Origin of the sequence: Mesorhizobium sp. M0047, from assembly GCF_040323315.1 — a bacterium.
Classification (GTDB): domain Bacteria; phylum Pseudomonadota; class Alphaproteobacteria; order Rhizobiales; family Rhizobiaceae; genus Mesorhizobium.
In genome coordinates this window covers 1-25,622 of the sequence record NZ_JAMYUW010000011.1, presented here as the reverse complement: position 1 = coordinate 25,622, position 25,622 = coordinate 1, and the positions used below count along the sequence as shown (strand labels likewise).

The following is a 25,622-nucleotide window of genomic DNA, read 5'->3' as shown; positions in this document are numbered from 1 at the left end:
GCGAGCCGGTGGTCGGTGCGCTATCAGTGCGCGGTCTTCACCATGTCCACCTGCGTTTCGGTAATGTCGTCGTGCAAGATGCTGTCGAGCCGGTCGGCGACAAGCTGGTCGTCGCGACGGATTTCGCGTTTCCACGGCTGGCGACCCTTCAGCACGCCCGATTCATCAACGATCTCGGCGACATATTCCTCCTGCCGGTAGGCCATCACATGGACGCCGGAGACGCCTGATATTTCCTTCACCTCGTTGATGATGTCGATGCAGAGCTGCTTGCCTTCCTTCTTCTGGTCCTGGGCGCCTTCCAGCCGTTTGATGATCGAATCGGGAATATGGATGCCTGGCACATTCGATCGGATCCACTTGGCAGTCTTGGCCGAGGCGAGCGGCCCGACACCAACCAGAATGAAGCATTTTTCGGTGTAGCCGAGGTCGCGCACCTTTTGCATATAGCTGCGGAACATGGGCACGTCGAAGCAGTATTGGCTCTGCACGAATTGCGCGCCGGCAGCGATTTTCTTGCCCAGCCGATGCGGACGGAAGTCGATCGGCGGCGCGAAAGGATTGATCGCAGCACCGAGGAAAAGCTGGGGCGGCGTCGTAAGCTTGCGGCCTGACAGGAACTTGCCGTTGTCGCGCATGATGCGGCAGGTTTCCAGGAGCGACATGCAGTCGAGGTCGAACACCGGTTTGGCGCCGGGCTGGTCGCCGGCCTGGACGCCGTCGCCGGTCAGGCACAGCATGTTGGCGACGCCCATCGCAGCCCCGCCCAGCACATCGCCCTGGATGGCGATGCGGTTCTTGTCGCGGCAGGCGATCTGCATGATCGGCGCATAGCCCATGCGGGTCAGCAGTGCGCAGATGCCGACTGACGACATGTGGCAGTTGGCGCCGGATGCATCGACGGCATTGATGGCATCGACCCAGCCATCGAAGATCTTGGCGCGGTTATAGACGTCTTCGGGATCGGCGCTGTCGGGCGGATTGAGCTCTGTCGTCACCGCGAACTCGCCGCGCCGAAGCACGCGCTCCAGCCGGCCTCGCGAGGTATGGCCGGGCAGGGGATCGAGCGGCAGGTGGATGCCGGCCGGGTTCTCGTCGCGCTGGCGTCCGATCATGCCGATGCCCCGGTGTTTGCCGCCTCATTCTTGGCGGCAGCGGCGGCTTCGCGCGCGGCGGCGGCCTGCGCGGTCACCCGCAGCCACGCCGAGGTCTCACGCAGAGACTGGTCGACCGGCTTCTGTACCGTCAGGATCCTGTCGCCGTGAACCATGTTCTGCGAGCCTTCCCAGGCCTTGACCCAGACGCAGGGCATATCGGGCTCGACCTCGCAATTGCCGTTGGCGCGGACGCCGCCGCAAGGGCCGTTGCGCAGCTGCTTGGGGCAGTTCATTGGGCACGACATGCCGGTCGACGACAAAATGCACTGGCCGCACATGCGGCAGTCGAACATGAAGCCCTTGACGCGCTTCTCGACGAATTTGATCGGCCCTTCGACGCGGCCGTAGCCGATGCCTTTCCACAGGGGATGGAGCGTCAGGAACATGTCGGCGAATTTGGCGTAGAACCATTCAAGCAATCGCGAGTGCCGCACAGACCATAATCTGACCGCGAAGGAACGCTGCACGCGCCGCTGCGGCGACACGTCAGCCGGCTTGTAGTCGGATTTTGGCGCTGCCTTCTTGACCAAAGTGGCCTGGGTAATCGCCGGGGTGGTTTCAGACATTTTCCTTGCCGCCCGCCTTGACCAGACCGACAAGCCGCTCGCGGTCATATTTCGTGTCGATATCGTTGAAGGCCTTCTCGACTTCGGCTTCAAGGTCATCGCTGACCGGAACGGGATCGGCCTTGCGCCATTCGGCCAGATAGTCGTCAGTGCCACCGGCGCCGGTGCGCATAGCGCACATGTCGATCGCCTCGGTGAAGCGCAGCGGCAGTTCGCGCTTGGCGTTCTGCCGACCCTTCTTGACGATCACCTGGGCAGGAATGTCGCGCCAGTAGACGACGATCAGATCGGCCATGAATTCTCGCTCCCGTAGAACGCCTCCCGTCCGCTTGGACGCACACAAGGACGCTCTACCACTTCAATTTGCTGCATCAGGCTTTCCGAAGATCGATTCCTATTTTCGGGGCCGATGCAATATCCGAGCATTGCCGCAACCGCAGTTGGGTCGCTTGTTATGGGACGACGCGCGCGCATTCAAAAGCGACGCATTTGGATGTCGTAAAATGAAAGGTGTGTTTATTCGTCTGTGGCGCGTGCCGGCGGCAGATTAGACGCGTTGGAAATGCCGGCGCGCGGCATGCGGATCCGGGAGAAGAACGCGCTACCAGATGCCCGTTCTCAGGCCAGTCCAGAGGTAGAACCAGATCGTTGGATGATACCATTGTTGCGACGGCAGGCCCGGGTCGATGGTGGTGAGTTTTCCGGCCAGCGCGTCGCTGATAGCCTCGACGCAGATGTCGCGCGAGAACGCGGCCTGACGAAGCGCGTAACTGGAGATGGTGTCGCCGCGTTTCGGCTGACCGTGCACCTGTTTCAGCACGCCGCCAGTGTCGACGCCGGCATCGACCAGATGCACGGTGGTACCGAAATTCTGCGGATCGCCTGAAGTCAGTGCCCAATAGCCGCCGTTCATGCCGCGGTATTTCGGCGTAATGCCAGCGTGATAGTTGAGCACCGGGCAAGGCATCCTGGCCAACATGCCCTTCGATAACAGCCTGCAGCCGTTAAGCAGGACAACTCCGGGCTGGAGCTTCTTGATCGCCTCGAGGCACTCTGGCCCGTTGGCCGAAGCAACATGGATGGTTTCCTGGCCTCGCCGCGGCTCGACCTCCAGCTTTTCTTCGGCAATCAGCCGGGCGGCATGGCTGGCTAGAAGCCGTTTGCCGAGTCTGCTGAGCACCATCGTGCCAAGTTGGCCGACGGCGGAGATCCAACCCTGACGGCGAGCCCGACCACAAAGCAATTGCTTTTTGGATTCAGGCGTTTCGAGGACGACGCTGACAGGGCCGACGCGGTCGGTGATCGCGTTGACGATAGCCCAGACATGCTGGCCTCCTCCGGTGACGACCACGATCCGCGTACTGGATTCTGATGCTGCCATGGATCTTGCCCCCTCCAAGCAACCCGTTCTCGACAATGGGCGGGATGCTAGGGCGTTCGGGTTAATCCTTGGTGATCAGCTCTTCGATACATGGTCAGCGCTGGAACTCGATGATGTCGAGCTTCGATTCATAGTAGGGCGCCGGAAATTCGATGCGCCATTCCTTGGCGCTGTTGCGAAAGGCATAGCCGACCTGGTCGGTCTGCGGACCACTGCCATAGGGCTTTGCCGGATCGCTGTTGACATAGAAGGAGCCGAGATAGATCGCACGTTTTTCGCCATCGTCGAAGAAACGGCCCTTGGTGCGCTGCGAGCCGCTGATCTTTTCCAGCTGCCAGCCGGAACCGTCGTCGGTCACCTTACATTTGAACCAGCCATAGATGACGAGCGGCAAAGGGCCGCCGGCCTTGATCGTGCGGCACTGCCAGTTGCCGGTCAGGCCGTTGTCGGAGAAGGAAACCAGCGGCTTCGCCAGCAAGGTGTCGAGCTGCCTGACTTCGGCCGGATCACCCGCTTTCGCCTCGGCGAGCGCTGCCTTGCGCGTCTCGCCATATTTGTCGAGCCGCGCCTTGTCGGCGGCAGTGATGAGTTTCTGCACCTCGCCGTCGGCAAAGGCAGGAAGAGTGCAGCAGAGCAGGCCGACAAGGGCGAACAGCGGGCGAAGTGTCATAGGAAGCCTCCCGGTTGAAGTCTGGCGCAGTGCCGGCTGGTGCATAATCTATCGGGTCGCTGGCGCCTGTCATCCGTGCTTAACAGCGTCACGGTCAAAAATCATGGTGTGACGAATGCGAATCTTGCTCACGGGGTCGTCGGGGTTAGTTGGCAGCGCACCTGGCACCGCGCCTGCGCGCGATTGGGCATGACGTCACCGGGCTCGATCCTGCGCCATCGGCGGAGACGCGCCTTGTCGGCTCGATCGCTGATCGCAACCTTGTCATGCGGACGGTCAGGGAAAACCAGATCGACGCGATCATTCACAGCGGCGCGCTGCACAAGCCCAACATAGAGAGCCGCGCAAACAGCGATTTCGTCGCCACGAATGTGCAAGGCACGCTCAACCTGCTCGATGCGGCGGTGGCGGCCGGCGAGCAGCGCTCTGATCGCCGATGCTCCGTCGGTCGTAGTGCGCAATTTCCCGGATTTTCCGGGCCCCTACGCGCGAAAGGGCTGGACGATATTTTCCTCGATCGACCGGGTCTACGGCGCCGCGCGGGGCGGCCTAGCCGGTGCCGGCAGCGGCCTGCGCCACTCCGGCCGTCAGATCGCCATAGCCGGTGGCGCGGCGCTCATAGACCAGACGGAGCATTTTCGCAGCCTTTTCGGCTACCTTGTCGAGCTCCGGATCATCGGTCTGGGCGAGATAGATCAGCTTCTCGTAATTGCCGAAATAATCCTTGATCAGCTCCGGGTGCTTGTCGAGGCCGAGCGGCTTCATGAAGAAGGCGTCGAACTGACGGCACAGGAAGTCGGTCATGTAGAACGACATCATGTCGTCGTCGGCGACCTTCGCATAGGCGTCCATGCCTTGGTAGAAGGCGAAGCAGTGCGGCCCTGCCATGCGCTCGACGCCATGCTTCTCGCAGACGCGGTCGAGCATGCCGCCCGTGCCGCAATCGGCATAGCCAACGAAGATGTGCTGATAGCCGTCCGCCCTGGCCTTTTCGATCGCATTGTCCATGGCCGGCGCTATGCGGTCCGGATAGAAATGGAACTCCGCCGGCAGGCAAGTCAGGTCGAGATGATCGAGCTTGAGCTGCTCCTTGACGGCCAGAACCTCGCGCGCAATCATCCCACAGGCGATAACGAGCAGCCTGTCGTCTTGATTCGGTTTCGTTATTTGCGTCTTGGCCATGGGACCAGTCGGGTCGGCTTTCGTTGCTGTGGCGCTGATTTATCTATTGAGGGAGACACCGTTCATGAAACTGCTACGCATCGCGCCGATTGCCATATTGGCCTGCGCGCTGGCCCTTACGGCTTGCGCGAACACTGTCCGCGGCGTCGGCAAGGACGTCAAGTCGACGGCCAAGGCAGTCGAGGACACCGTCACCAAGCCTTGATCCACGCGCAGACTTCCTCATCATCTGGGGACAAAAAAGCCGCGCTGCAAGGCGCGGCTTCTTTCATGGAGCATTTCGGGGCCGGCTCAGGCCGAAGCGCGAACATTGTGCTTGCGCTTCATGTAATCCTTGGCGGTCTCGACCGCCACCGCCGCGTCGCGGCAGTAGGCATCGGCGCCGACGGCCTTGCCGAATTCCTCGTTCAGCGGGGCGCCACCGACCAGCACGACATAGTCGTCGCGGATGCCCTTTTCCTTCATCGTGTCGATGACGACCTTCATGTAGGGCATGGTCGTGGTCAGCAGTGCCGACATGCCGATGATGTCTGGCTGGTGCTTCTCGATCGCATCGAGATATTTCTCGACCGCATTGTTGATGCCGAGGTCGATGACGTCGAAGCCGGCGCCCTCCATCATCATGCCGACAAGGTTCTTGCCAATGTCATGGATGTCGCCCTTGACGGTCCCGATCACCATCTTGCCCTGCTTCGGCGCACCAGTGGCGGCGAGCAGCGGACGCAGGATGAACATACCGGCCTTCATCGCATTGGCCGACAGCAGCACTTCGGGAACGAACAGGATGCCGTCGCGAAAATCCTCGCCGACGATGCGCATGCCTTCGACCAGCGCTTCGGTGAGCACCTTATAGGGCGCCCAGCCGCGCTCGAGCAGGATGTTGGTGCCTTCCTCAATCTCTTCCTTCAGCCCGTCATAGAGATCGTCGTGCATCTGCTGCACCAACTCGTCGTCGGAAAGTTCGGAAAGGATGATCTCGTCGTCGGACATTTGTATCGAACTCCTGCCGGCATCGCGACTGCGTCGCAAGGCACCAAATATTCACGGTCATTCCTAACCCGCTAGGGGCATGTATCCATAGCTGATTTGCGACTTCCCGCAAAAGGAAAGCGACCGCAAATCTCTTGCAATTCTTGTCGATTTTGCGACAGGCGTTGGCGCTGGCGGGCCGTTTCGAATAGGGTGCATGGCTACGATCTGGCAGGAAGCGGCGAGAGGCAGTCGCTACGGATTCCAGACAAGAACAAATTCAGGGAAGAACGACCATGAGCGAACACGCGGCAGTCGATCAGGAAGCGTCAAACGCGCGACGCGGGCGCGGCGCTAGCGGCGGTGCTGCTGCCCGGCGCGCAGCACGTTCGGGCGGTGGCCCCGGCACCCAGCTCACCTACATCAAGCGCAAGATCAACATCTACGAGGTGCTGGACGAGGAAGGCCTGGCGCTGATCGAGAAGAACACCGACACGGTGCTCGAGGAGATCGGCATCATCTTCCGCGATGACGCCGAAGCGCTGCAGCTCTGGAAAGAGGCGGGCGCCGACGTCAAGGGCGAGCGCGTGCACTTTCCGAAAGGGCTTTGCCGTTCGCTGCTCAAGACCGCACCGTCCGTCTACACCCAGCACGCCCGCAATTCCGAGCGCTCGGTGCAGATCGGCGGCAATGCCACGGTCTTCGCGCCGGTCTACGGTCCGCCCTTCGTGCGTGACCTCGATGGTGTCAGGCGTTACGCGACGATCGAGGATTTCCGGAATTTCGTGAAGCTCGCCTATATGGCGCCGTCGATCCACCATTCGGGCGGCACTGTGTGCGAGCCGGTCGACGTGCCGGTCAACAAACGCCATCTCGACATGATCTACAGCCACATCAAATATTCCGACAAGCCATTCATGGGTTCGGTGACCGCGCCGGAGCGCGCCGAAGACACCGTCGCCATGGCCAAGATCGTGTTCGGCGACGATTTCGTTGAGAACAACACGGTGCTGACCAGCCTGATCAACGCCAACTCGCCGATGGTGTTCGACGAGACCATGCTCGGCGCGCTGAAAGTCTATGCGCGCCACAACCAGGCCTGCATCGTCACCCCGTTCATCCTTGCGGGCGCGATGAGCCCGGTGACGGTGGCCGGCACGCTGACGCAGGTTCTGGCCGAGGTGCTGGCCGGTGCATCGTTCACGCAGCTGATCCGGCCGGGCGCGCCGGTGCTGTTCGGCACCTTCGCGTCATCCATCTCGATGCAGTCGGGCGCACCGACTTTCGGCACGCCGGAGCCGTCGCTGGTTTCCTATGGTGCGGCACAGCTGGCGCGCCGTCTCGGCCTGCCGTTCCGCACCGGCGGCTCGCTCTGCGCGTCGAAGGTTCCGGATGCTCAGGCAGCCTATGAAAGCGCCAACACGCTGAACTCAACCATCCTGGCCGGCACCAATTTCGTGCTGCACTCTGCCGGCTGGCTCGAGGGCGGGCTCGCCTCCTGCTACGAAAAATTCATGATGGACATCGACCAGCTCGGGATGACGCAGAAATTCTCCGAGGGCATCGATCTTTCGGAAAACGGCCAGGCGATGGATGCGATCCGCCAGGTCGGGCCAGGCAGCCACTATCTCGGCTGCGACCACACCCAGGCCAATTTCCAGACCGCCTTCTACCGCTCCAATATCGCCGACAACAATTCCTATGAGCAGTGGCTGGCCGAAGGCGAGAAGACCGCACCGCAGCGCGCCAACGAGCTTGCCCGCCGCTGGCTGGAGAGCTACGAGGCGCCGCATCTCGATCCGAGCATCGACGAAGCCTTGAAAGACTTCATAGCCAAGAAGAAGGGATCGATGCCCGACGCCTTCACTTGAAAGGAGCCCGAGTCAGGCGGGGCTAAAGTCGCCAACATCATCCACAAGGAAGTCTGGCGGAGCGCTTTCTCCGATCCGGTCAAAAAGGAATGACTACGCCTGCCTGCAGCGTTGACAGCATCGCTGGGGCGTTTCTCGCCAACGGCCTCGTTCTTCGCGGCGGTTTCAATTTTGCGCCTGGCGAAGCCTCGCCAACGGGATCATCGGGCGCGCCGGCCAGAGCCATTCTGCTGGTGGGGCAGGCGGGTGCCGCTCCCTGGCCGCATTTCATGCGTTGGCGCGAACAGCAGCCGCAGAAAATCGCCAATCCGCTCGACAGCTGGTCGCGCGAAGTGATCGGTGCCGTGGCGAAGACATTCGGGGCGCGCGCCGTTTCGCCTTCCGACAAGCCTTACCTGCCGTTCCAGCAATGGGCGATGCGAGCGGAGGGGCTGAAGCCTTCACCGCTCGGTATCCTCATGCATCCGCAATACGGGCTCTGGCACGCCTATCGCGGCGCGCTGCTGTTCGAGGACGAGCTTCCGGTTCGGGCCGCCGAGGCAGCGCCCCACCTTTGCGATACCTGTATCGAAAAACCCTGCCTGAAGTCCTGCCCGGTCGATGCTTATTCCCCGCAAGGATTCACCTATCAGGCCTGCCTGGCGCATGTACGAGGGGCGGACGGCGAACCGTGCCGTGGCGGCGGCTGCCTCGATCGCAACGCCTGTCCCTATGGCACGGCCTATCGCTATCCCCCGGAGGTCAAGGTCTTCCACATGGCGGCATTCGCGGGGCTGTAAACCGACACGCAATCCTGCACGATATGTTGACTGTCAGGTTCGGAGAGCGTCTTGCCGTATCGGATTGGCCGGATATGTATCGCACGACAACCGAACGGAGGCGGGCGATGACGAAACAACACCTTCACATCGAGACCAGGGATGGCGTTGCCAAGGCAGGGCTTTTCCGTTCGGCAACGGCATCTTCGACCAAGGCCGGCGTCATTCTTTATCAGGACGCTTTCGGTCCGCGGCGGGCGCTCGACAGCATGGCCGAGCGGCTGGCAAATGAAGGTTATGCGGTGCTGGTGCCGGACCTGTTCTACCGAAATGCGCCTTACGGGCCGTTCGACGCCAAGACCGCCTTCGTCGAGGAAAACACCAAGGCAGCGCTGACGGCGCTGGTCACCGGTACGACGCAGGAGATGACCATCCGCGACAGCGCTGCATTCCTCGACGCTCTGGCTGCTGAAGGCGTCACTGGACGCATCGGCACCGTTGGCTATTGCATGGGTGGCGGCCGGGCACTGAATGCCGCCGCGACCTATCTAGACAGGATAAGGCCAGCGGCGAGCTTCCATGGCGGCAATCTGGCCAGCGATGCCGCCGACAGCCCGCATCGCAAGGCAGCCTCTATCAAGGCGCGGGTCTATGTCGGCATGTCGGGTACCGACAGAAGTTTCCCGCCGGAACAGTCGGCACGACTGGCCGAGGCGCTCAGGGTGGCGGACGTCGACTACCTCATCGAGAACTACGTCGGCGTGGCGCATGGCTGGTGTGTGCCCGACCATAGCGCTTTCAATGCCGCAGGTGCGGAGCACCACTGGAAGCGATTGACGGAGTTCTTCGCCGAGACGCTCGTCTAATGTCGGGATTCACTGCCAGGTCAGAAGATGACTATCTGCGCGCACCGTCATTGCGACGTGGCCTATTCCATTGATCGCACAGATCGCACTGCGCGCCATGCGATTACGACCGCACGACCGATGGGACGAAGAACGAGCGGCGGCGGCAGATGATTTTCACCTTGCCGCCGCCGTACCCAGGCAGCGCCTACTAGCTCTGCTCTTCCGCGGCTGTTCTTGCCTGTTGGCTGCCCGTCTCGTTCGCTGTATCAGGCAGCACAAATGGCGCTACCCCATGTGAGCGGGTCGAGCGGGAACGAATAGCTGATGCAATCCTTTGATGTCGTGATCATCGGCGCCGGTGCCGCCGGAATGATGTGCGCCGTGGAGACGGCCAAGCGCGGCCGTTCGGTGCTGATCCTCGATCACGCGGCAATGCCTGGTGAAAAGATCCGCATTTCCGGCGGCGGCCGGTGCAATTTCACCAACATCCATGCCAGCCCGAAGAATTTTCTCTCGGGCAATCCACATTTTTGCATTTCGGCGCTCAGCCGCTACACGCAGCGCGACTTCATCGCCCTCGTCGAACGCCACCGCGTCGCCTATCACGAGAAGACGCTTGGGCAGTTGTTCTGCGACGGCTCCGCACGCCAGATCATCGACATGCTGGTCTCGGAAATGCAGGGCAGGGGCGTGGAGCTGGCACTGTCGACCAAGGTTGAGGATGTCCGCAAAACCGCCGAGGGGTTTATGCTCGCCCTCTCCACGGGCACGGTCACTTGCCAGTCCGTTGTTGTGGCCTGTGGCGGCAAGTCGATCCCCAAGATGGGGGCGACCGGTTTCGGCTATGAGCTTGCGGAACGGTTTGGCCTTGCTGTTGTCGAAACGCGGCCGGCGCTGGTACCGCTGACCTTCGACGCCAACACGCTCGAGCGGTTGGCGCCCCTGGCTGGCAACGCCGTCGACGCGGAAGTCGCCTGCGGCAGCACGCGGTTCGCTGAAGCGATGCTGTTCACGCATCGCGGCGTCAGCGGACCGTCCATCCTGCAGATCTCGTCCTATTGGCGCGAGGGCGATGAAATCCGTATCGCCATGCTGCCGGGAGTCGATGTGGCGGACCTCATTCGCGCCGCCAAGCGCGGCAATGGACGGCAAGCGGTGCAGACAGTGCTGGCAAATCATCTGCCGAAGCGGCTTGCGCAGTCGATCGCTGAGCGAACCGGGCTCGACGGTAACCTCGCCGATCTTTCTGACGCCCAGATCAAAACCGTCGCCGCCGCGGCCAATGAATGGCGCATCAAGCCGGCCGGTTCAGAAGGCTACCGCACCGCCGAAGTGACGCTGGGCGGGGTCGACACCAACGGACTCGACCAGAGGACGATGCAGGCGAAATCCGTGCCGGGCCTGTTCTTCATCGGCGAAGTCGTCGATGTCACGGGCTGGCTGGGTGGCTATAATTTCCAGTGGGCATGGTCGTCTGGCTGGGTGGCGGGGCAGGCAGCTTAGGGTCGAAAGCGCCGATCCACGACGGGCTTGGTAGTTTTACTTCTGTGGCTTCGCGCCAGTAGCCACCGGCGCCTTCGTCTTCTTTTTGGCCTGGTTGTAGTCGATGGTGGCACGGACGAGCTCTTTCAGGGCATCCTCATCGAGCTTATCGCCCTCAAAGATGTCGATTGCCCGCCACACCTTGCCGCCAAAACCGTTGTTGAACAGCTTGTCTGGATCGGGCAGGCTGGCGCCATGGGAAAAGGTGAGCTTCACCTTATCCTCGTGCGCGTTGCCGACCAAGATGTTCCCGTCGAGGCACCATACGGGGCTCCCCATCCACTTCCACTCCTCGACGATGTCCGGGTTGGCTGCAAGGATGGTCTTGCGGATGCCGGCGAGCGTCTCGCCGCGCCAGTCAGTGAGGCCGGCGATCAGCTGGTCGATCTGTTCGGATGGGCTCATTGTGTGCCTTCCTGCGCTTTGACGCGTTTTCAATTGCCGCCTTACCAGCGCGCCAGCTGGGTGATCTGAACGAGGTTACCACAGCCGTCGTTCAGCTGGGCGATCGTTGAACCCGTGACCTCGGTCGGCGCCATCGTGAATGCTGCGCCCTTCGCCTTGATGCGCTCATGGTCGCCCTTGACGTCGTCGGTGAAGAACATAACCGCGGGCTGGCTCTGTTTGAAGATGGCTTCCTGATAGGCCTTGGCGGCCGGGTTGTCATTGAGCGCGAGCTGCAGCTCGGTCCCGTCGGGTTCTTCGGCAGATGCAACGGTCAGCCAGCGATAGGGCCCATTGCTGAAATCGGCTTTCTTGATAAAGCCGAGCACGTCGGTATAGAAGCGCAGTGCATTTTCCTGGTTGTCCACGTAGACGCTGGTCAGCTTGATCTTCATCGCTCTTTCTCCTCTGTCGTATTCGGTCGCTGCGGGATCCAGCCGGGCAGGGCCGCGGCTTGTTTCACCCAGTCCGCCATCCGCGCCTCGTCGAACTGGTCTTCGCGGATGTCGATCCAGCGCACATCCTTGCTCTTTGCCGTGCCGCCGGGCGGGATCGGCTGCAACGACATGCCGCTGAAGAAGGTCACCTTCACGTAATGGGTGAAGACATGGAACGACACGAACCAGCCCTGGCCCTCGATGCCGTAGAATGGCGAGTTCCATCGCACGGCCTTGCGCACGTCAGGCACGTTGCGCTGGATGAGTGCGTCGAGGCGCTCGCCTAGGCCGCGCTTCCAGCCCGGCATTGCGGCGATGTATGCCTGCACCGGGGTGTCGCCGTCGCCTTTGGCTATCTGCGGGTTGCCGCCCGACAGCAGGACCGGTGCGGCGCTGGCCTTGGTCGATTGTCCCGGCGTCTTGGCCATTCTGCCACTCCTATCCGCCCGCATGCTGCGCGCGGTTGGCGGCATAGGGCAGCACGAACATGTACAGACCGCTGAACAGCAGCAGGAAGAGTGGCAACAGTGGTGAATAGACCACCCAAGCGGGAGGCTGCCCGAATGCCATGGTGACGAAGTTGGCGATGACAGTCAGCGTAAAGATGATCGACAGCCAGCGATGAATTTGCCGGATCCATTTGTTCCAGTCCAATGAGACCTCCGTCAGACGAGCCGAAGCGGACCAGCGATCCACTTGCCGGCGGTTTCAATCCAGCCGCGCCAGCACATCCTCCAGGGCAGTAAGGAACCTTTGCCAGCCTACCGTGGCGCCGCGGAAGTAAGGCTGCTGATCCGACCGGAAGCCCGTCTGCTCCATGCGCAGATGGGTCCCGTTGCTCGTAGCGGTAAGCGTCCAGGTGACCACGCTCTCGAGATCCTTGGTGTCCCAAGTGTAGGACAGCGTTTTGTTCGGCTCGACCGTCTGGACCTGACAGGTGACGCCGCCCCAGTCCGCGCTGAGATTGAAACGGTGGTCCACGACTGGCTTGAAGTTGTTCTTCATCAGCCACTCCTCGATCAGATGCGGTTGGGTGAGCGCGCGCCAGATCTTTTCCGCCGGATAAGGTATCTCGCGTTCGACGACGACGGAGCGCGTTTCGGTTGCAGTGTTGGTCATTGGTCCATTCTTTTGAGCAAATTTTCGAGGTCATCGAACCGGCTCTGCCAGAACGCGTTCATCTGGTTCGTCCAATCGGTCAGTGGGGAAAGCGCTGCGAGCTGGGCGCTATAATGGGTCTGCCGTCCCTCATGGCGATCGCGCACCAGCCCGGCCTGCCTGAGCAGACCGAGATGCTTCGACACCGCCGGCTGTGACACGCCGGATTGAGCCGTCAACGCCCCCACCGTCTGTTCACCCTCGCGGCACAGGCGCTCGAAGATCGCCCGACGCGTCGGATCGGAGAGCGTTCTGAAGAGGACATCGTGAGCGTTCGTCATTGGATTGATAACTCACCAGCTATTGATTTAACGTATAACCGCCGAGATATGGATGTGTCAAGCGGGCGTTGATGGTCACGATCCGGCTGTTTCCAAAAAATCTTTCCATTGCCCAAAGGAATCGCCATTAGCCTTCGTCCAACAGGCAAATGATGGCGATGATGCTGGATGAAAGCGAAGCCTCCGACGCCGAACTGATCGGGCGGGCGCAGGGCGGAGATAGGGGGGCCTTCGGCACATTGCTGGAAAGGCACTATGACTTCGTCTATCGCGCCGCCTATCGCTGGTGCGGCAGGAAGGCGGACGCCGAAGACATCGCCCAGGAAGTCTGCGTGCGGTTGGGCAAGGCGATCCGCGATTATCGCGGCGGCGGCGCCTTCACGACATGGCTCTATTCCGTGACGATGAACGCCGCGCGCGACATGATGCGAAAGACCGCGCGCGACATGGCCAAGACAGAGGCCTATGGCGTTCACGCGCTGATCTCGGGCGCGGCTTCGGTCGAACCGGAAGACCCGGCCGAGGCGTTGTGGGCGGCGGTCAGGCGGCTGCCGGACAAGCAACGCGACGCGGTGCTGCTGGTCTATGGCGAAGGGTTGAGCCACGCGGCCGCCGCCGAGGCGATGGCGATCTCGGAGACGACGGTTTCCTGGCACATCCATGAAGCGAAGAAACGGCTGAAGACGCTGATGCACTCGGCCGGGGAAGTGTGACCATGGTCGACGACAACGAACTCAACAGACTGCGCGATATCGCGGCGCCGGCGCCGGGCGAGAGCGCAAAGGCTCGGGCCTTTGAAGCCGCCCTGCGCGCATACGATCAGGAAAATATTTCTGCCGTCACCCAAGGATCGGTTGGCGGGCTTCGTCTCACAGAGCGAGCACAAAAGCTCTGGAGCGAGATCATGCAAAAGAAACTCATTGCCACGCCGGCCCTTGCAGGGCTCGTCGCCCTGCCGATCGCCGGATACGCCACCTTCCATCTGCTGAGGGAACAGCCGCCTAAATTCGGCGGCGACGAGAAGATCAGCGAGACACTGGCCGACAAACCGGCGATCGTGAAGCCGTTGGCCGAGCCGAAGCCGGCTCGCACCGAGTTGGAGAAAGACAAGAAGACCGACGCCGATGTGGAAAGCCGCGACGCGACCGATGCGCTTGTGGCGCCGGCTTCGCCGCCGAAATCCGAATCGACCGTTACCGGCGGTGCGACACAGCAGGAATCGGCGACGGGCGCTCCCCGCCAGGACGCCGCTAACGCTGGAAAGATGAACATTGCACCTCCGGCGCCAGCCCCGACGGGCGAGTTCGCACTGGATAGCCGAGCCGCGCCGTCTGGCAGAGTGGTGACGGGCCTTATGCCATCTCCAAAGGCCGATGGCACGTCGCGTGCCGCCCGTATCCAGGCCGAATCCAAGCTGGTGGCGCCGCAGCAACCCGCCACCATGCCGGCCGACCAGCTGGCGCCACAGGAAGAGAACCGCGACCGCATCGAGGATTTCAAGACCAATCCGGTGCATGCCGCGCTCGAGGATCCGGTCTCTACCTTCTCGATCGACGTCGACACAGCCTCCTATTCCTTCGTGCGCAGCTCGCTGAAGCAGGGCACCCTGCCGCAGGCCGATACGGTGCGCGTCGAGGAGATGATCAACTACTTCCCGTATGACTGGAAGGGACCGGAGTCAGCGTCGACGCCGTTCAACGCGACCGTCAGCGTGATGCCGACGCCGTGGAACACACACACCAGGCTGATGCATGTCGCCATCAAGGGGTTTGACGTCAAGCCGACCGAGCAGCCGAAGGCCAATCTGGTCTTCCTGATCGATGTCTCGGGCTCGATGGACGAGCCGGACAAGCTGCCGCTGCTCAAGTCGGCTTTCCGGCTGCTGGTCAGCAAGCTGAAGGCCGACGACACCATCTCAATCGTCACCTATGCCGGTGATGCGGGCACAGTCCTGGAGCCGACCAAGGCGTCCGAAAAGGACAAGATACTCAGTGCCATCGACAATTTGACGCCCGGTGGTAGCACCGCCGGCGAGGCGGGCATCAAGGAAGCTTACAGGCTGGCGCAAAAATCCTTCGTCAAGGATGGCGTCAACCGGGTGATGTTGGCCACCGACGGCGACTTCAATGTCGGCCAGAGCGACGACGATGATCTGAAGCGGCGGATCGAGAGCGAGCGCAAGACCGGTGTCTTCCTGTCGGTGTTCGGTTTCGGCCGCGGCAATCTGAACGACCAGATGATGCAGACCATCGCCCAGAACGGCAACGGCACCGCCGCCTATATCGACACACTGGCCGAGGCCGAGAAAGTGCTGGTCGAGGATGCCTCCTCGACGCTGTTCACCATCGCCAAGGATGTGAAGATCCAGGTCGAGTTCAACCCGAACAAGGTCTCGGAATATCGCCTGATCGGCTATGAGACCCGGGCGTTGAACCGCGAGGATTTCAACAATGACCGCGTCGATGCCGGCGATATCGGTTCGGGCCATTCCGTCACCGCGATCTACGAGATCACGCCGAAAGGCAGCGGTGGCGAGCAGATCGATCCGCTGCGCTATGGCCAGGCGTCAGTGGACAATGGCGGCGTTGCCAATGCGGACGAATATGCCTTCGTCAAGATACGCTACAAGCTGCCCAATGAAGACGTCTCGAAGCTGATCACCACGCCGGTGACCTCGGCCAACGAGATTTCGTCCTTCGACCAGGCCAGCACCGACCAGCGCTTCTCCGTCGCCGTTGCCGCCTTCGGCCAGAAGCTGCGCGACGAGGATGCGACCGCGAAGTTCGGTTACGACAAGATCATGGAGATCGCCACTGCCGCTCGAGGAGCCGACCCGTTTGGGTACAGGTCCGAGTTCCTCTCGCTTGTGCGCCTTGCCTCGGCGCTGGGCGGTAACCGGTAGTGGTGATAACGGCCGGTTTCTTCAGACGGGATCGTTCCGACAGGGGAACCGACCAACGGGCGGGTGAGGCAGGCCGGTGAGGGGTTCATTCCCTTGCCGGCCTCTTTTTTTGGGAAGTTTCCCGGGTCGTTAAATTGCGCAGCATTTCCGGTACCGGATCGCAACGTCCACCTTGCTAAACGGGATAGGTCTACGGGGCTTGAGGAGCCGGAATTGCAGATCAGGACTATCGCCAACTCGATACCGCCGACACAGGACGCCTCGGCGGTTCCATCTGCCCCGTCATCCGAATCCAGGCGCATCGGCGACGATGTCGCGCAGGCGCGCCACACCGCCATGTCGGCGCTGAACAACGACCGCTTCCGCATCATGCTGGAGCAGATCACCGATCCGACTTCATCCGGCGCGCTGATGACGATGCGCAGCGACAGTTTGGTCGATTTCAAGTCGGCGCAGTCGAGCTACGCCGACAACAGCGAGTAAAAGACCCACAGGATCAGGCGCGGCTGCGGCGGCGCTCGCGGCGGGCTTCGCTGGTCTCGGCGGTGTTTTCCGTCGCCACCTTGTTACGCATCGGACCGATGCGCTCGACGATTGCGGTAACCGTCGGACGATCCGCCTTGGTGTGGGCGTCGAGCGCCTTGCGCATCGCGGCAAGGTGCTGGAACGAGGTGCCGCAGCAGCCGCCTATGATTTTGGCGCCGCCATCGACGGCGAGCCTGACATAATCGGCCATCAGTTCGGGCGTGCCGGAATAATGGATTTCGGTGCCGCGGAATTCAGGAATACCACAATTGCCCTTGACGATGACCGTCGCCTCCGGCTTCGCCTCGGTCATGTCGAGCAGCGAGGCCAGGATGTCGGATGCGCCGACGCCGCAATTGGCACCAACGCCGAGCGGCGCTTCCGACAAGCCGTCGGTGACGCCGTGGATATCCTTTGGCAGCAGGCCCATCATGGTGCGGCCGGCGGTGTCGAAGGACCCGGTGTAGGTGTAGGGCAGGCCGACGCGTATGGCAGCTTCGGCGGCGGCGCGGATCTCGTCGGGAGCCGACATCGTCTCGATCCAGGCAACTTCGGCGCCACCGGCCTTGAGGCCCTCGATCTGCTCGGCGAAGGCGTCGACCGCCTCGTCATAGGTCATGGCACCAAGCGGCACCAGCAATTCGCCGGTCGGGCCGACCGAGCCGGCTACGATCACCTTGCGACCGGCCTTGTCGGCGACAGCGCGCGCGAGCTCGGCCGCGCGCTTGTTCAGCGCATACGCGCGGTCCTGCGCATGGTGCAGCTTCAAGCGATGACGAGTGCCGCCGAAGGAGTTGGTCAGGATGATGTCGGCGCCGGCATCGACGAAATTCTGGTGCAGGCTTGTGATGGTGTCGGGCGCCGTCTCGTTCAGCAGTTCGGGCGCCTCGCCGGCCTCGAGCCCCATGGCGAACAGATTGGTGCCGGTGGCGCCATCGGCGAGCAGCACACCCTTTTCAGCCAACAGCGCATCGATCGGGTTGGTGGTCGTCATCGGATTGGCTCTCATGTTTCGAATTCGAATAAGGATATAAAGAAGTCTTTATGTGCAGTCAATGAAATAGCAGTGACGGCAGGATCCAGTCCGCCCATGGAATCATAATCCCGAGGCTCAGACAGTGCCTGATGGGAACGACATGCCGGCCAGTCTGTGCGCAAAGCCTGCCGCCTCGTGCGCGTTGATGTCGGCGGCGCGGATCAGATTGTCGAAATGCTGGATCAGCGTCTGGATCGGCTGCGTGGCGTTGAGCACCAGATACATGTCGCCGACATAAATGGCGGCACGATAGGGCCCGAAGATGGTGTAGGGGATCGAATAGCGCATCCGCCCGTCATAGAGAAACAGCCGGAAGGTCGGATAGAGGTCGTCGAGCAGCGTCGCCATGTGCAGCAGCTGAGCGCGCCGGTCTGCTTCCGGGAAACGATCCCAGACGCCCAGCCCGCGTGCGAATATCTCCAGCGTATGGCGCGGCATGCAGACTTCCATGTCGGTTTCCGGCCGCCTGTTGTAGTCGATGCGGTATTGCGTTTCGCCGGCCTGCGCCAGGCGGCTCTTGTTGGTGATGCCCGCTTCGTACTCGACCAGCGCCTCGGTGCGCAGGAGATCGGGAATGCCGGCTGGCACGTAGCGGATCTTGGTGCCGGCGGCCTCGGCATGCCATTTGGCCAGCAGCGTGCGATCGAATCCATCGGGTGCCTCCTCGATCTCGAGGCTCTCGCGGATTTCGCCGGTGAGGCCCTCGTCCTGGCTGAGGCCGAGAAGCCAGTCGAGCGACACCTTGAACTCGGCGGCGATGTTGAGCAGCGTCTCGGCGCGTGGCAGGCGGGTCGAGGCGCCCGACAGCAGCTGCGAGAGCGCCGAGCGATCGATGCCGACCGCCGTCGCGAAAGCCGACTGATTGAGGTCGGAGCGTGTCAAGAGCATTTTCAGGCGTTCGCGAAAGATGGTCGACAGATCACGCTTGTCCATATCGGTGCTCCGGTCCGATTGAGGAAAAATTTGCGCCGAAGCGTCTTCGAGCGCTCCCTAGGCGTAAATGAATCCCCAATCTTGTTTACAATGTGTAACACATGCAGTCAAAAATGCGCAATCGCAACAGCTTGTGCACTTTGTCGCGTTGAGTCGAATCATTTCTCCTGACACAATGCTGTCAGGAACCAGTTGGGGTTCCGGCGACTGAGGGGCAGTGGTCGATAGGATGACGGGCAAGAGCATCAGGCGACACAGCATACCGGCTATCGAATGGCCGACAGTGGCTCTCGCTTTCTTCTGTTACGCAACATGGCTAGCCGCTGGTTTCCTGCTCTGGCCATCGTACCCCATCCTCGCGCTCGCCGTCCTGGCCTTCACCGCCGCACTGCAATCCTCGATCATGCACGAAGTGCTGCACGGTCATCCGACGCGCAACGCGCGGGTCAACGAAGCCTTCGTCTTCCTGCCGATCGGCCTGGTCTGGCCATTCCGACGCTTCAAGACCATACATCTGCGCCACCACGCCGACGAGCGGCTGACTGACCCGTTGGACGATCCGGAAAGCTATTATCAGGCGCTGTGGCAGCATGAAGCGCTGCCGCCGACGATGAAGTTTCTCCTCAGGATCAACAACACCATGACCGGCCGTCTGGTGCTCGGCCCCTGGCTGTCATGCATCGGTTTTTTCATCGACGACGCCAAGCAGATGATCGCCGGCGACAAGGCGATCCGCAGAGCTTGGCTGCTGCACGCGATCGGGCTTGCCATCGTGGTGCCGATCGTCCAGTTCGGCTTCGGCATTCCGCTGTGGCTTTACATTCTCGTGCCGGTATGGCTCGGCCAGTCGCTGATTTCGATCCGTACGTTTGCCGAGCATCAATGGTCGGAACACCCGGAGGGCCGCACGGTGATCGTCGAGCGCTCGCCGCTGTCGTTCCTGTTCCTCAACAACAATCTGCATTTCATCCACCACAAGAGCCCGACAGTAGCCTGGTACCAGCTTCCAAAGCTGTTTCGCGACCGTCGCGACGAGTGGCTGCGGATGAACAATGGCTATGCCTATCCAAACTATTTCGCGCTGATCAAGGCCTATGCCTTCAAGGCGAAGGAGCCGGTCGTGCACCCGGTGCTGCGGCGCCAAGCGGAGCCCGGCAGGGCGTTCAAGCCGCGCGTAAGGGCGCGCAGCATCAGCGGGCTTGGCAGCGCGCCGGTTCCCGCCGAGCCGCCCAAGGAATGAGTTTTGCGGCAGGCAGGTGCTGCCTGATTGACTGGCTGGGATCGGTTCCCTTCAGTCCAGACATAGTGGTCAGATTCGGTCATGAGTGAATTGGTTGCGGCGTTGCCGATGTATGATTGGCCTGAAGTGCGCGCCCAGATCGACGCTCAATGGGCGGGATTGCGCGATGCATTCCGGCAAAAGGCCATCGACGCGCCGGAAACCATCGTGCGCCGCAATGGTGACCTGCCGCCGATGCCGGGCGGGATTCACGATGCCCAGGGAGCACTGATCGCGTCCGACCCGGCGACATTGCCGCCGGACGAACTCGATTTTCACAGACTGTGGCTGCACCCGGCGCTGCTGTTCGCGCAGACCTGCTGGGGGCCGATGGAGCTTGGCCTGTCCAGGCATGTGCAGGTGATCGGCCAGCCGAGCTACGACGGCTATGAAGGCGGGCAGGGCGAGCTCTACTCCAGCGCCATCGTCATGCTGGCGGATGGCGCGCCATCGGTTGCCTCGCCAGCTGACGGCGGCCCGCTGATCCCGCTCGATCGCATCCGGGGCAAGCGCTTCACCTTCAACAATCTCGATTCCATGTCCGGCCTGATCGGACTGACGCGCGACCTGGAGGCGATGGGCGAGAGCCTTGACCTCTTTGCCTCGCGCAGCAAAAGCGGCGGGCACCGTTCCTCGATCGTCGCAATTGCAGAGGGCAAGGCCGATGTCGCGGCCATCGACTGCGAGAGCTGGGTGCTGGCGCAGCGCTTCGAGCCGGCAGCTCGGAAAGTAAGGGTCGTTGGTTGGACGGGACGGCGCAAGGGCCTGCCTTACATCACCGCCGCAACGACACCGGAAAAGACGGTGACCGCGCTGCGCGAAGCTCTTGTCGGCCTAACCGAGCAGCCGCTCGTCAAGCGGGTAGGTTGAGAGCTGCTCGTTGCCGGTCTCGGTGACGAGGATCTGCTCCTCGATCTTGACGCCTTCGTGCCCGCCAAGCCTGCCGATATAGCTTTCCACACACAGCACCATTCCCGGTTCCAGCACGCCGTCCGGCGTATCGGCAGTCCAGTCGCTGGTATGCGGCAAGGTCGGGTATTCATCGGCCAGGCCGACGCCGTGATAAAGCACGCCATAGCGCGTCGGGAAGCAGTCTCCCGGCGGCACCGCCGAGCTCTCGACGAGGTCACGGAATGACATGCCGGGCTGCATCAGCGCTATGTTGTGCGCGATCTGGCCGGCGGCGATGCGAAACAGCTCGCGCTGCTCGTCGGACGGCTTTGCATCGCCGCACAGCCATGTGCGCGATAGATCAGCGCAAAAGCCGTAGGGACCGATCAGGTCGGTGTCGAAGGCGACGAGATCGCCTGATACAATCTTGCGTGACGAGCATTCCTGGAACCACGGATTGGTGCGCGGGCCTGACGTCAGCAGCCGCGTCTCGATCCATTCGCCACCGCGGGCGATGTTGCCGCGATGCAGTTCGGCCCATAGCTCGTTTTCAGAAATACCGGGCTTCAAAGCCTGCTCCATCTCGCCCATCGCCGCCTCGCAGGCGACGATGGCGCGGCGCATGGCGAGGATTTCGTCCGGCGACTTGATCAGCCGCGCATTCTCCATCACCGCTTCACCATTGCCGATAGAGACGCCAAGGCGCGCCAGTTCCTCGACGCCTTCAGGATTGATGTGGTCGACTGCGATGCGGCTGTTGCCGCAGCCATGTTCGCGAACCAGATCGGCGATGCCGGCGGCCCAGCGGCGGACCTTCTGCTCCGTAAGCTCGCCGCTATAGAGGTATATCCACGACACAGCGGGGCGAACCTCGTCGACGATGCCGGAATGGTCGGAGAGGTGTTCGCAGGAGAAATAGTCGAACAGCACCACCGGTCCGTCGGTGGCAACGAAGCAATGCCGCGTCGGATTGTGCGCCACCCATGGCTGCATGTTGGTGCTGTCGGTGGCGTAGCGGATGTTGACGGGGTCGTAGAGCAGGGCGCCGGCATAGCCGCGGCGTTTCAGCTCGGCGCGGATACGCTCCAGCCGGTATTGACGCATCGCAGGCAGATCGGGAGCTGCAATGCCTGCCGCGGCCCATTCAGCCTCCGCCTGCGCGCCATAGCCCAGCACATGCTGGTTGAGCGCCGCCGCCTTCTGGCGCGAGGCGTCGCGCAAAGCCTCGATCGAGCCGGGCTCGAACGGCATGATCTTGCGATGCCGGCCAAAGCTGCCCTTTGGCCCCGTGCTGTCCATGATCGAACCTCAGGTCCGCATCTTCTCGCCGCTCGGATCGAAGGGCGCCTCGACATTGATGCGGGCCGGACGTCGGTGCCCGAGGATCTCGATCTCGAACAGTCCGGCACTTTCGTCCTCGGCAAGAGCCGCCGGTACATAGCCCTGCGCCATCGACTTTTGGACATAATGAGCATAGCCGCCTGAGGTGACCCAGCCGACCACGCGCCAGTCGCCGTCGACGATGCCGCGCACGGCCGAAGCGCCTTCGGCCGCCTTGGAGCCGCGTATCTCCTTGCCGCCCGTGTCGAAGCGCGGCGCGCCATAACCATGCGGCTTTTCAACCGTGCCGTAGTCCTTGCTGACCTTCGCCCAGATCGGCTCGTCGCCCATGACGTCGGCATCGGCGGCATCGACGATGAAGGAGACGCGGCGCAGTTTTGGCCCTTCGGCCTGTTCCTTGGCCGCAGCCTCGCGGCCGATGAAATTGTTTTTCTCCAGCGTGATGAAGCGGTCCATCGCGCCTTCGAACGGACCGTAGATCGGCCGCAGCTCGCGGAACCAGGTCGGGAAGTTCTTCTCAAGACGCATCGACAGCAGAGCCCGCATGCCGAAATCGACGAGGCCGAATTCCTCGCCGGCATCCTTGATCTGATGATAGACGAGGCGTTGGTAGGCCGGCGCCATCCAGATCTCATAGCCGAGATCGCCGGTGTAGGTGATGCGGTTGACCAGGCACGGCGCGCCGCCGACCGCCATCTCGCGGAAATCCATGAAGCGGAAGGATTTGGTCGAGATGTCGACATCGACCAGCTTCTGTAGCAAATCCCGCGATTTCGGTCCGGCGATCGACAGGCCGACCAGCGTCTGGTCGAAGCGGTGGATACGCACCGACCTGTCCTTCGGCAAATGCTTCTCGAACCAACGCATGTGGTATTTCTGCGCCGCCGACGAGCCCCAGATCATGAAGCGGTCTTCAGCCGCCTTGGCGATGGTGAAGTCGCCGATCAGCTTGCCGAATTCGTTGAGCATCGGCGACAGCACGATGCGGCCGGTCTTCGGCATGCGGTTGGTCATCAGCCGGTTGAGGAAGTCCTCCGCCGCCGGTCCCGACACTTCGTATTTGGCGAAGTTGGCGATCTCGGTGACGCCGACACGCTCACGCGTGGCGCGCACTTCCTCGCCGATCGGCCCAAAATCGTTGGAGCGATGGAAGGAGACGATATCCCTGGGCTCCTCGCCTTTCGGTGCGAACCAGAGCGGTGTCTCGAGACCCCAGGAGTCACCCATGACGGCGTTGTTGGCCAGCATGGTGTCGTAGAGCGGCGTTGTCTGCGCCGGGCGTGCGGCCGGCAGTTCCTCATTGGGGAAGCGGATGGAGAAGCGGCGCGAATAGTTTTCGCGCACCTTGGCGTTGGTGTAGCGCAAGCCGGCCCATTCGCCGAAGCGCGTGACATCCATGCCCCATACGTCGAAGCCGGGATCGCCATGAACCATCCAGTTCGACAGCGCCAAGCCGACGCCGCCCCCCTGGCTGAAACCGGCCATGACGGCGCAGGCACACCAGAAATTGGTCAGGCCCTGCACTGGGCCGACCAGCGGGTTGCCGTCGAGCGCGAAGGTGAAGGGGCCGTTGATGATCTGCTTGATGCCGGCCTTCTCGATGCCGGGGAAATGCTTGAAGCCGATTTCCAGCGACGGCGCGATGCGGTCGAGGTCGGGCGGCAGCAATTCGTGGCCGAAATCCCACGGCGTGTTGACCGGCGACCACGGCTTGCAGGCCTTCTCATACGTGCCGAGCAGGATGCCGTTGCGTTCCTGGCGCGTGTAGATCTCGCCCTTGAAATCGAGCACGCCGATCATCTCGCGGCCGGTCGACTTGTTGAATTCCTCGACCTCCGGCATCGGCTCGGTCAAGAGATACATGTGCTCCATGGCCAGCACCGGCAGTTCGACGCCGACCATGCGGCCGATCTCGCGCGCCCACAAACCGCCGCAGTTGACGACATGCTCGGCTTTCACCGTGCCCTGTTCGGTGACGACGTTCCAGGTGCCGTCGACCTCCTGCGTCAGTTCGACGACGCGGTTGCGCAGCACGATCTCGGCGCCGAGCTTCTTGGCCGCCTTGGAATAGGCGATCGTCGTGCCGGACGGATCGAGATGGCCTTCGACCGGATCCCACATGGCTCCGACGAAATTGGTCTCGTCCATCAGCGGGAACATCGCCTTGGCTTCGGACGGGGTGATCAGTTCGGTGTCCATGCCGAGATAGCGGCCCTTGGCGTGGGCAAGGCGCAGGAAGTCCATGCGTTCGGGCGTATCGGCCAGCATCACGCCGCCGGTCAGATGCAGCGAGCAGGACTGGCCGGATATTTCCTCGATCTCCTTGTAGAGCTGCACCGTATAGGCCTGCAGCTTGGCGACATTGGGATCGCCGTTCAGCGTATGGAAACCGCCGGCCGCGTGCCAGGACGAGCCGGAGGTAAGCTCCGAGCGCTCGATCAGCATGATATCGGTCCAGCCGGCCTTGGCCAGATGGTAGAGAACCGAGCAGCCGACGACGCCGCCGCCGATCACAACCGCTTTTACGTGAGATTTCATCTAGATAGGTCCGTTTTTGAAGGGGTTGAATCGAGTGAGAGCGGCGTGAAAACAAAGCGGAGGTCGGAGACAGCGATGTTTTCGGTCAGCCTGCCAGCAAGCGCGGCAAGGATGGTTTCACAGATGGAAGTACGGTGCTTCAGGACGTCATGGCTCCAAAGACGAAGGATCGAATAGCCTTGGGCGCGCATGAAATCGTCGCGGCGGCGGTCATATGAACTGCCGGCGTGTTGTGAGCCGTCAATCTCGACGACGAGCCATTTTTCGCGGCAACAGAAGTCCGCGTAGTATGGTTCGATGGAGTGCTGTCGCGTGAACTTGTAACCGCCAAGCTTGCGGGCTTTTAACTCAAGCCAAAGCAGCGCTTCGGCGTGGTTGTCACCTTGCCTGAGTTTTCTGGCTCGCTGGGTGGTGCCCGTTTTGCGGCGGCTGCGGGTTGCGGGGCGGGCTTCCCCCACTCCGTCGCCGCTTCGCGGCGCCACCTCTCCCCCCTCCGGAGGGAGAGGAAGGGAGCCAGCCTGTATAAGCTCGCGCCTTTCCTCTCCCCCGTCGATCGGGGGAGAGGTGTCGAGCGCCGCTACACGCAGTGGGGGTCGACCGGTCATCAAAGCAATGCTTCCGCCTGGTTGCCTGCTTGCCGGAGATAGCGTGCTCGCTGGGTTGTGCCTTTTTTTCGGCGACTGCGCGTTTCATGAACGGCTTCCCCCGCTCCGTCGCCGCTTCGCGGCGCCACCTCTCCCCCCTCCGGAGGGAGAGGAAAGACGCCAGCGTGCATAAGCTCACGCCCTTCCTCTCCCCCGTCGATCGGGGGAGAGGTGTCGAGCGCAGCTAGACGGGGTGGGGGTCGACAGTTTATAAAAAAAACAACCCAAAAAAAAAAGGGAGGGGCGCCCCCCACCGCCACGCGCGTGGG

General features: G+C 62.1%; 28 protein-coding genes and 1 pseudogene. 11 read left to right on the top strand and 18 right to left on the bottom strand.

The features are described 5' to 3' along the window. Positions 1-23: 23 nt before the first annotated feature. The 5 genes from NKJ89_RS12820 to NKJ89_RS12800 form a co-directional block, all read right to left on the bottom strand. On the bottom strand, positions 24-1,115 hold the full coding sequence (locus NKJ89_RS12820; RefSeq protein WP_352602820.1) for a methylenetetrahydrofolate reductase: 1,092 nt from the start codon (positions 1,113-1,115) through the stop codon (positions 24-26). Further along, positions 1,112-1,723: a methylenetetrahydrofolate reductase C-terminal domain-containing protein gene (locus NKJ89_RS12815; RefSeq protein ID WP_352602818.1), complete on the bottom strand. Its 612-nt coding sequence runs from the start codon at positions 1,721-1,723 to the stop codon at positions 1,112-1,114. Before NKJ89_RS12815 ends, NKJ89_RS12820 begins: the two co-directional genes overlap by 4 nt. Beyond that, positions 1,716-2,018 (bottom strand): virulence factor, encoded by a 303-nt coding sequence (locus NKJ89_RS12810; RefSeq protein WP_023757749.1) that lies wholly within the window; start codon positions 2,016-2,018, stop codon positions 1,716-1,718. Before NKJ89_RS12810 ends, NKJ89_RS12815 begins: the two co-directional genes overlap by 8 nt. 306 nt (positions 2,019-2,324) lie before the next feature. Further along, on the bottom strand, positions 2,325-3,104 hold the full coding sequence (locus tag NKJ89_RS12805; protein WP_352602816.1) for a formyl transferase: 780 nt from the start codon (positions 3,102-3,104) through the stop codon (positions 2,325-2,327). Positions 3,105-3,198: 94 nt separating this feature from the next. Then, positions 3,199-3,774: a DUF4893 domain-containing protein gene (locus NKJ89_RS12800; protein ID WP_352602814.1), complete on the bottom strand. Its 576-nt coding sequence runs from the start codon at positions 3,772-3,774 to the stop codon at positions 3,199-3,201. Between the two features lie 149 nt (positions 3,775-3,923). On the opposite strand from NKJ89_RS12800, the pseudogene NKJ89_RS12795 reads away from it, so the two are divergent. Then, positions 3,924-4,142, top strand: a pseudogene (locus NKJ89_RS12795) (NAD-dependent epimerase/dehydratase family protein); the annotation flags it as partial. A 181-nt stretch (positions 4,143-4,323) separates the two neighbouring features. Here the strand turns inward: NKJ89_RS12795 and NKJ89_RS12790 are convergent. Next, on the bottom strand, positions 4,324-4,956 hold the full coding sequence (locus tag NKJ89_RS12790) for a DUF1638 domain-containing protein (RefSeq protein ID WP_352602812.1): 633 nt from the start codon (positions 4,954-4,956) through the stop codon (positions 4,324-4,326). Between the two features lie 64 nt (positions 4,957-5,020). Here NKJ89_RS12790 and NKJ89_RS12785 point away from each other — a divergent pair, with 64 nt between their 5' ends. Continuing rightward, entirely contained in the window at positions 5,021-5,161 is a 141-nt protein-coding gene (locus NKJ89_RS12785; protein WP_023757744.1) for an entericidin A/B family lipoprotein, read from the top strand. An 86-nt stretch (positions 5,162-5,247) separates the two neighbouring features. On the opposite strand, the gene NKJ89_RS12780 is transcribed toward NKJ89_RS12785, so the two are convergent. Continuing rightward, complete coding sequence (locus tag NKJ89_RS12780) at positions 5,248-5,946, bottom strand: cobalamin B12-binding domain-containing protein (protein ID WP_352485599.1); 699 nt, start codon at positions 5,944-5,946, stop codon at positions 5,248-5,250. Positions 5,947-6,221: 275 nt separating this feature from the next. On the opposite strand from NKJ89_RS12780, the gene NKJ89_RS12775 reads away from it, so the two are divergent. The 4 genes from NKJ89_RS12775 to NKJ89_RS12760 all read left to right on the top strand — a co-directional run bounded on the left by NKJ89_RS12775 (position 6,222) and on the right by NKJ89_RS12760 (position 10,905). Then, positions 6,222-7,796, top strand: a complete 1,575-nt coding sequence (locus NKJ89_RS12775) for a trimethylamine methyltransferase family protein (protein ID WP_352602810.1) — start codon at positions 6,222-6,224, stop codon at positions 7,794-7,796. Positions 7,797-7,885: 89 nt separating this feature from the next. Continuing rightward, a complete protein-coding gene (locus NKJ89_RS12770) occupies positions 7,886-8,575 on the top strand; it encodes a 4Fe-4S dicluster domain-containing protein (RefSeq protein ID WP_352602808.1) in 690 nt (229 codons plus the stop codon). 107 nt (positions 8,576-8,682) lie between these two features. Continuing rightward, the gene (locus NKJ89_RS12765; RefSeq protein ID WP_352602806.1) at positions 8,683-9,420 is read left to right on the top strand and encodes a dienelactone hydrolase family protein; all 738 of its coding nucleotides are present in this window, start codon (positions 8,683-8,685) and stop codon (positions 9,418-9,420) included. 306 nt (positions 9,421-9,726) lie between these two features. Beyond that, on the top strand, positions 9,727-10,905 hold the full coding sequence (locus NKJ89_RS12760) for a BaiN/RdsA family NAD(P)/FAD-dependent oxidoreductase (RefSeq protein ID WP_352602804.1): 1,179 nt from the start codon (positions 9,727-9,729) through the stop codon (positions 10,903-10,905). Positions 10,906-10,941: 36 nt separating this feature from the next. On the opposite strand, the gene NKJ89_RS12755 is transcribed toward NKJ89_RS12760, so the two are convergent. From NKJ89_RS12755 to NKJ89_RS12730, 6 genes are read right to left on the bottom strand one after another with little or no spacing between them, the layout of a single operon-like run. Next, positions 10,942-11,349, bottom strand: coding sequence for a DUF1801 domain-containing protein (locus NKJ89_RS12755; RefSeq protein ID WP_352602802.1), 408 nt, complete (start codon positions 11,347-11,349; stop codon positions 10,942-10,944). Between the two features lie 41 nt (positions 11,350-11,390). Further along, positions 11,391-11,783, bottom strand: coding sequence for a VOC family protein (locus tag NKJ89_RS12750; RefSeq protein WP_023757738.1), 393 nt, complete (start codon positions 11,781-11,783; stop codon positions 11,391-11,393). Continuing rightward, positions 11,780-12,253: a DUF1801 domain-containing protein gene (locus NKJ89_RS12745; RefSeq protein ID WP_352602800.1), complete on the bottom strand. Its 474-nt coding sequence runs from the start codon at positions 12,251-12,253 to the stop codon at positions 11,780-11,782. The genes NKJ89_RS12750 and NKJ89_RS12745 overlap by 4 nt, the downstream gene beginning before the upstream one ends. Positions 12,254-12,263: 10 nt before the next feature. Beyond that, positions 12,264-12,479 carry a hypothetical protein gene (locus NKJ89_RS12740; RefSeq protein WP_023757736.1) on the bottom strand — a complete coding sequence of 72 codons (216 nt, stop codon included), beginning with the start codon at positions 12,477-12,479 and terminating at the stop codon, positions 12,264-12,266. Positions 12,480-12,533: 54 nt separating this feature from the next. Continuing rightward, entirely contained in the window at positions 12,534-12,944 is a 411-nt protein-coding gene (locus NKJ89_RS12735) for an SRPBCC family protein (RefSeq protein ID WP_352602798.1), read from the bottom strand. Then, a complete protein-coding gene (locus tag NKJ89_RS12730) occupies positions 12,941-13,264 on the bottom strand; it encodes an ArsR/SmtB family transcription factor (protein WP_023757734.1) in 324 nt (107 codons plus the stop codon). Before NKJ89_RS12730 ends, NKJ89_RS12735 begins: the two co-directional genes overlap by 4 nt. 152 nt (positions 13,265-13,416) lie before the next feature. On the opposite strand from NKJ89_RS12730, the gene NKJ89_RS12725 reads away from it, so the two are divergent. The 3 genes from NKJ89_RS12725 to NKJ89_RS12715 all read left to right on the top strand — a co-directional run bounded on the left by NKJ89_RS12725 (position 13,417) and on the right by NKJ89_RS12715 (position 16,649). After that, entirely contained in the window at positions 13,417-13,977 is a 561-nt protein-coding gene (locus tag NKJ89_RS12725) for an RNA polymerase sigma factor (protein WP_352602796.1), read from the top strand. Between the two features lie 2 nt (positions 13,978-13,979). Further along, positions 13,980-16,166, top strand: coding sequence for a vWA domain-containing protein (locus NKJ89_RS12720; RefSeq protein WP_352602794.1), 2,187 nt, complete (start codon positions 13,980-13,982; stop codon positions 16,164-16,166). 213 nt (positions 16,167-16,379) lie between these two features. Next, positions 16,380-16,649, top strand: a complete 270-nt coding sequence (locus NKJ89_RS12715) for a hypothetical protein (RefSeq protein ID WP_352602792.1) — start codon at positions 16,380-16,382, stop codon at positions 16,647-16,649. Positions 16,650-16,662: 13 nt separating this feature from the next. Here the strand turns inward: NKJ89_RS12715 and bmt are convergent, their stop codons facing one another. Continuing rightward, a complete protein-coding gene (bmt, locus tag NKJ89_RS12710; protein WP_352602790.1) occupies positions 16,663-17,685 on the bottom strand; it encodes a betaine--homocysteine S-methyltransferase in 1,023 nt (340 codons plus the stop codon). 117 nt (positions 17,686-17,802) lie between these two features. After that, positions 17,803-18,660, bottom strand: coding sequence for a helix-turn-helix domain-containing protein (locus NKJ89_RS12705; protein ID WP_352602788.1), 858 nt, complete (start codon positions 18,658-18,660; stop codon positions 17,803-17,805). Positions 18,661-18,889: 229 nt separating this feature from the next. On the opposite strand from NKJ89_RS12705, the gene NKJ89_RS12700 reads away from it, so the two are divergent. Both NKJ89_RS12700 and NKJ89_RS12695 read left to right on the top strand, forming a co-directional pair. Then, on the top strand, positions 18,890-19,900 hold the full coding sequence (locus tag NKJ89_RS12700) for a fatty acid desaturase (RefSeq protein ID WP_352602786.1): 1,011 nt from the start codon (positions 18,890-18,892) through the stop codon (positions 19,898-19,900). A gap of 81 nt (positions 19,901-19,981) precedes the next feature. Then, positions 19,982-20,809: a phosphate/phosphite/phosphonate ABC transporter substrate-binding protein gene (locus NKJ89_RS12695; protein WP_352602784.1), complete on the top strand. Its 828-nt coding sequence runs from the start codon at positions 19,982-19,984 to the stop codon at positions 20,807-20,809. On the opposite strand, the gene NKJ89_RS12690 is transcribed toward NKJ89_RS12695, so the two are convergent. From NKJ89_RS12690 to NKJ89_RS12680, 3 genes are read right to left on the bottom strand one after another with little or no spacing between them, the layout of a single operon-like run. Beyond that, positions 20,774-22,129 (bottom strand): M24 family metallopeptidase, encoded by a 1,356-nt coding sequence (locus NKJ89_RS12690; protein WP_352602782.1) that lies wholly within the window; start codon positions 22,127-22,129, stop codon positions 20,774-20,776. The genes NKJ89_RS12695 and NKJ89_RS12690 overlap by 36 nt on opposite strands. Positions 22,130-22,138: 9 nt before the next feature. Continuing rightward, a complete protein-coding gene (locus NKJ89_RS12685; RefSeq protein WP_352602780.1) occupies positions 22,139-24,709 on the bottom strand; it encodes a GcvT family protein in 2,571 nt (856 codons plus the stop codon). Further along, positions 24,706-25,191 (bottom strand): endonuclease domain-containing protein, encoded by a 486-nt coding sequence (locus NKJ89_RS12680; protein ID WP_502904126.1) that lies wholly within the window; start codon positions 25,189-25,191, stop codon positions 24,706-24,708. The genes NKJ89_RS12685 and NKJ89_RS12680 overlap by 4 nt, the downstream gene beginning before the upstream one ends. Between the last annotated feature and the right edge of the window lie 431 nt (positions 25,192-25,622).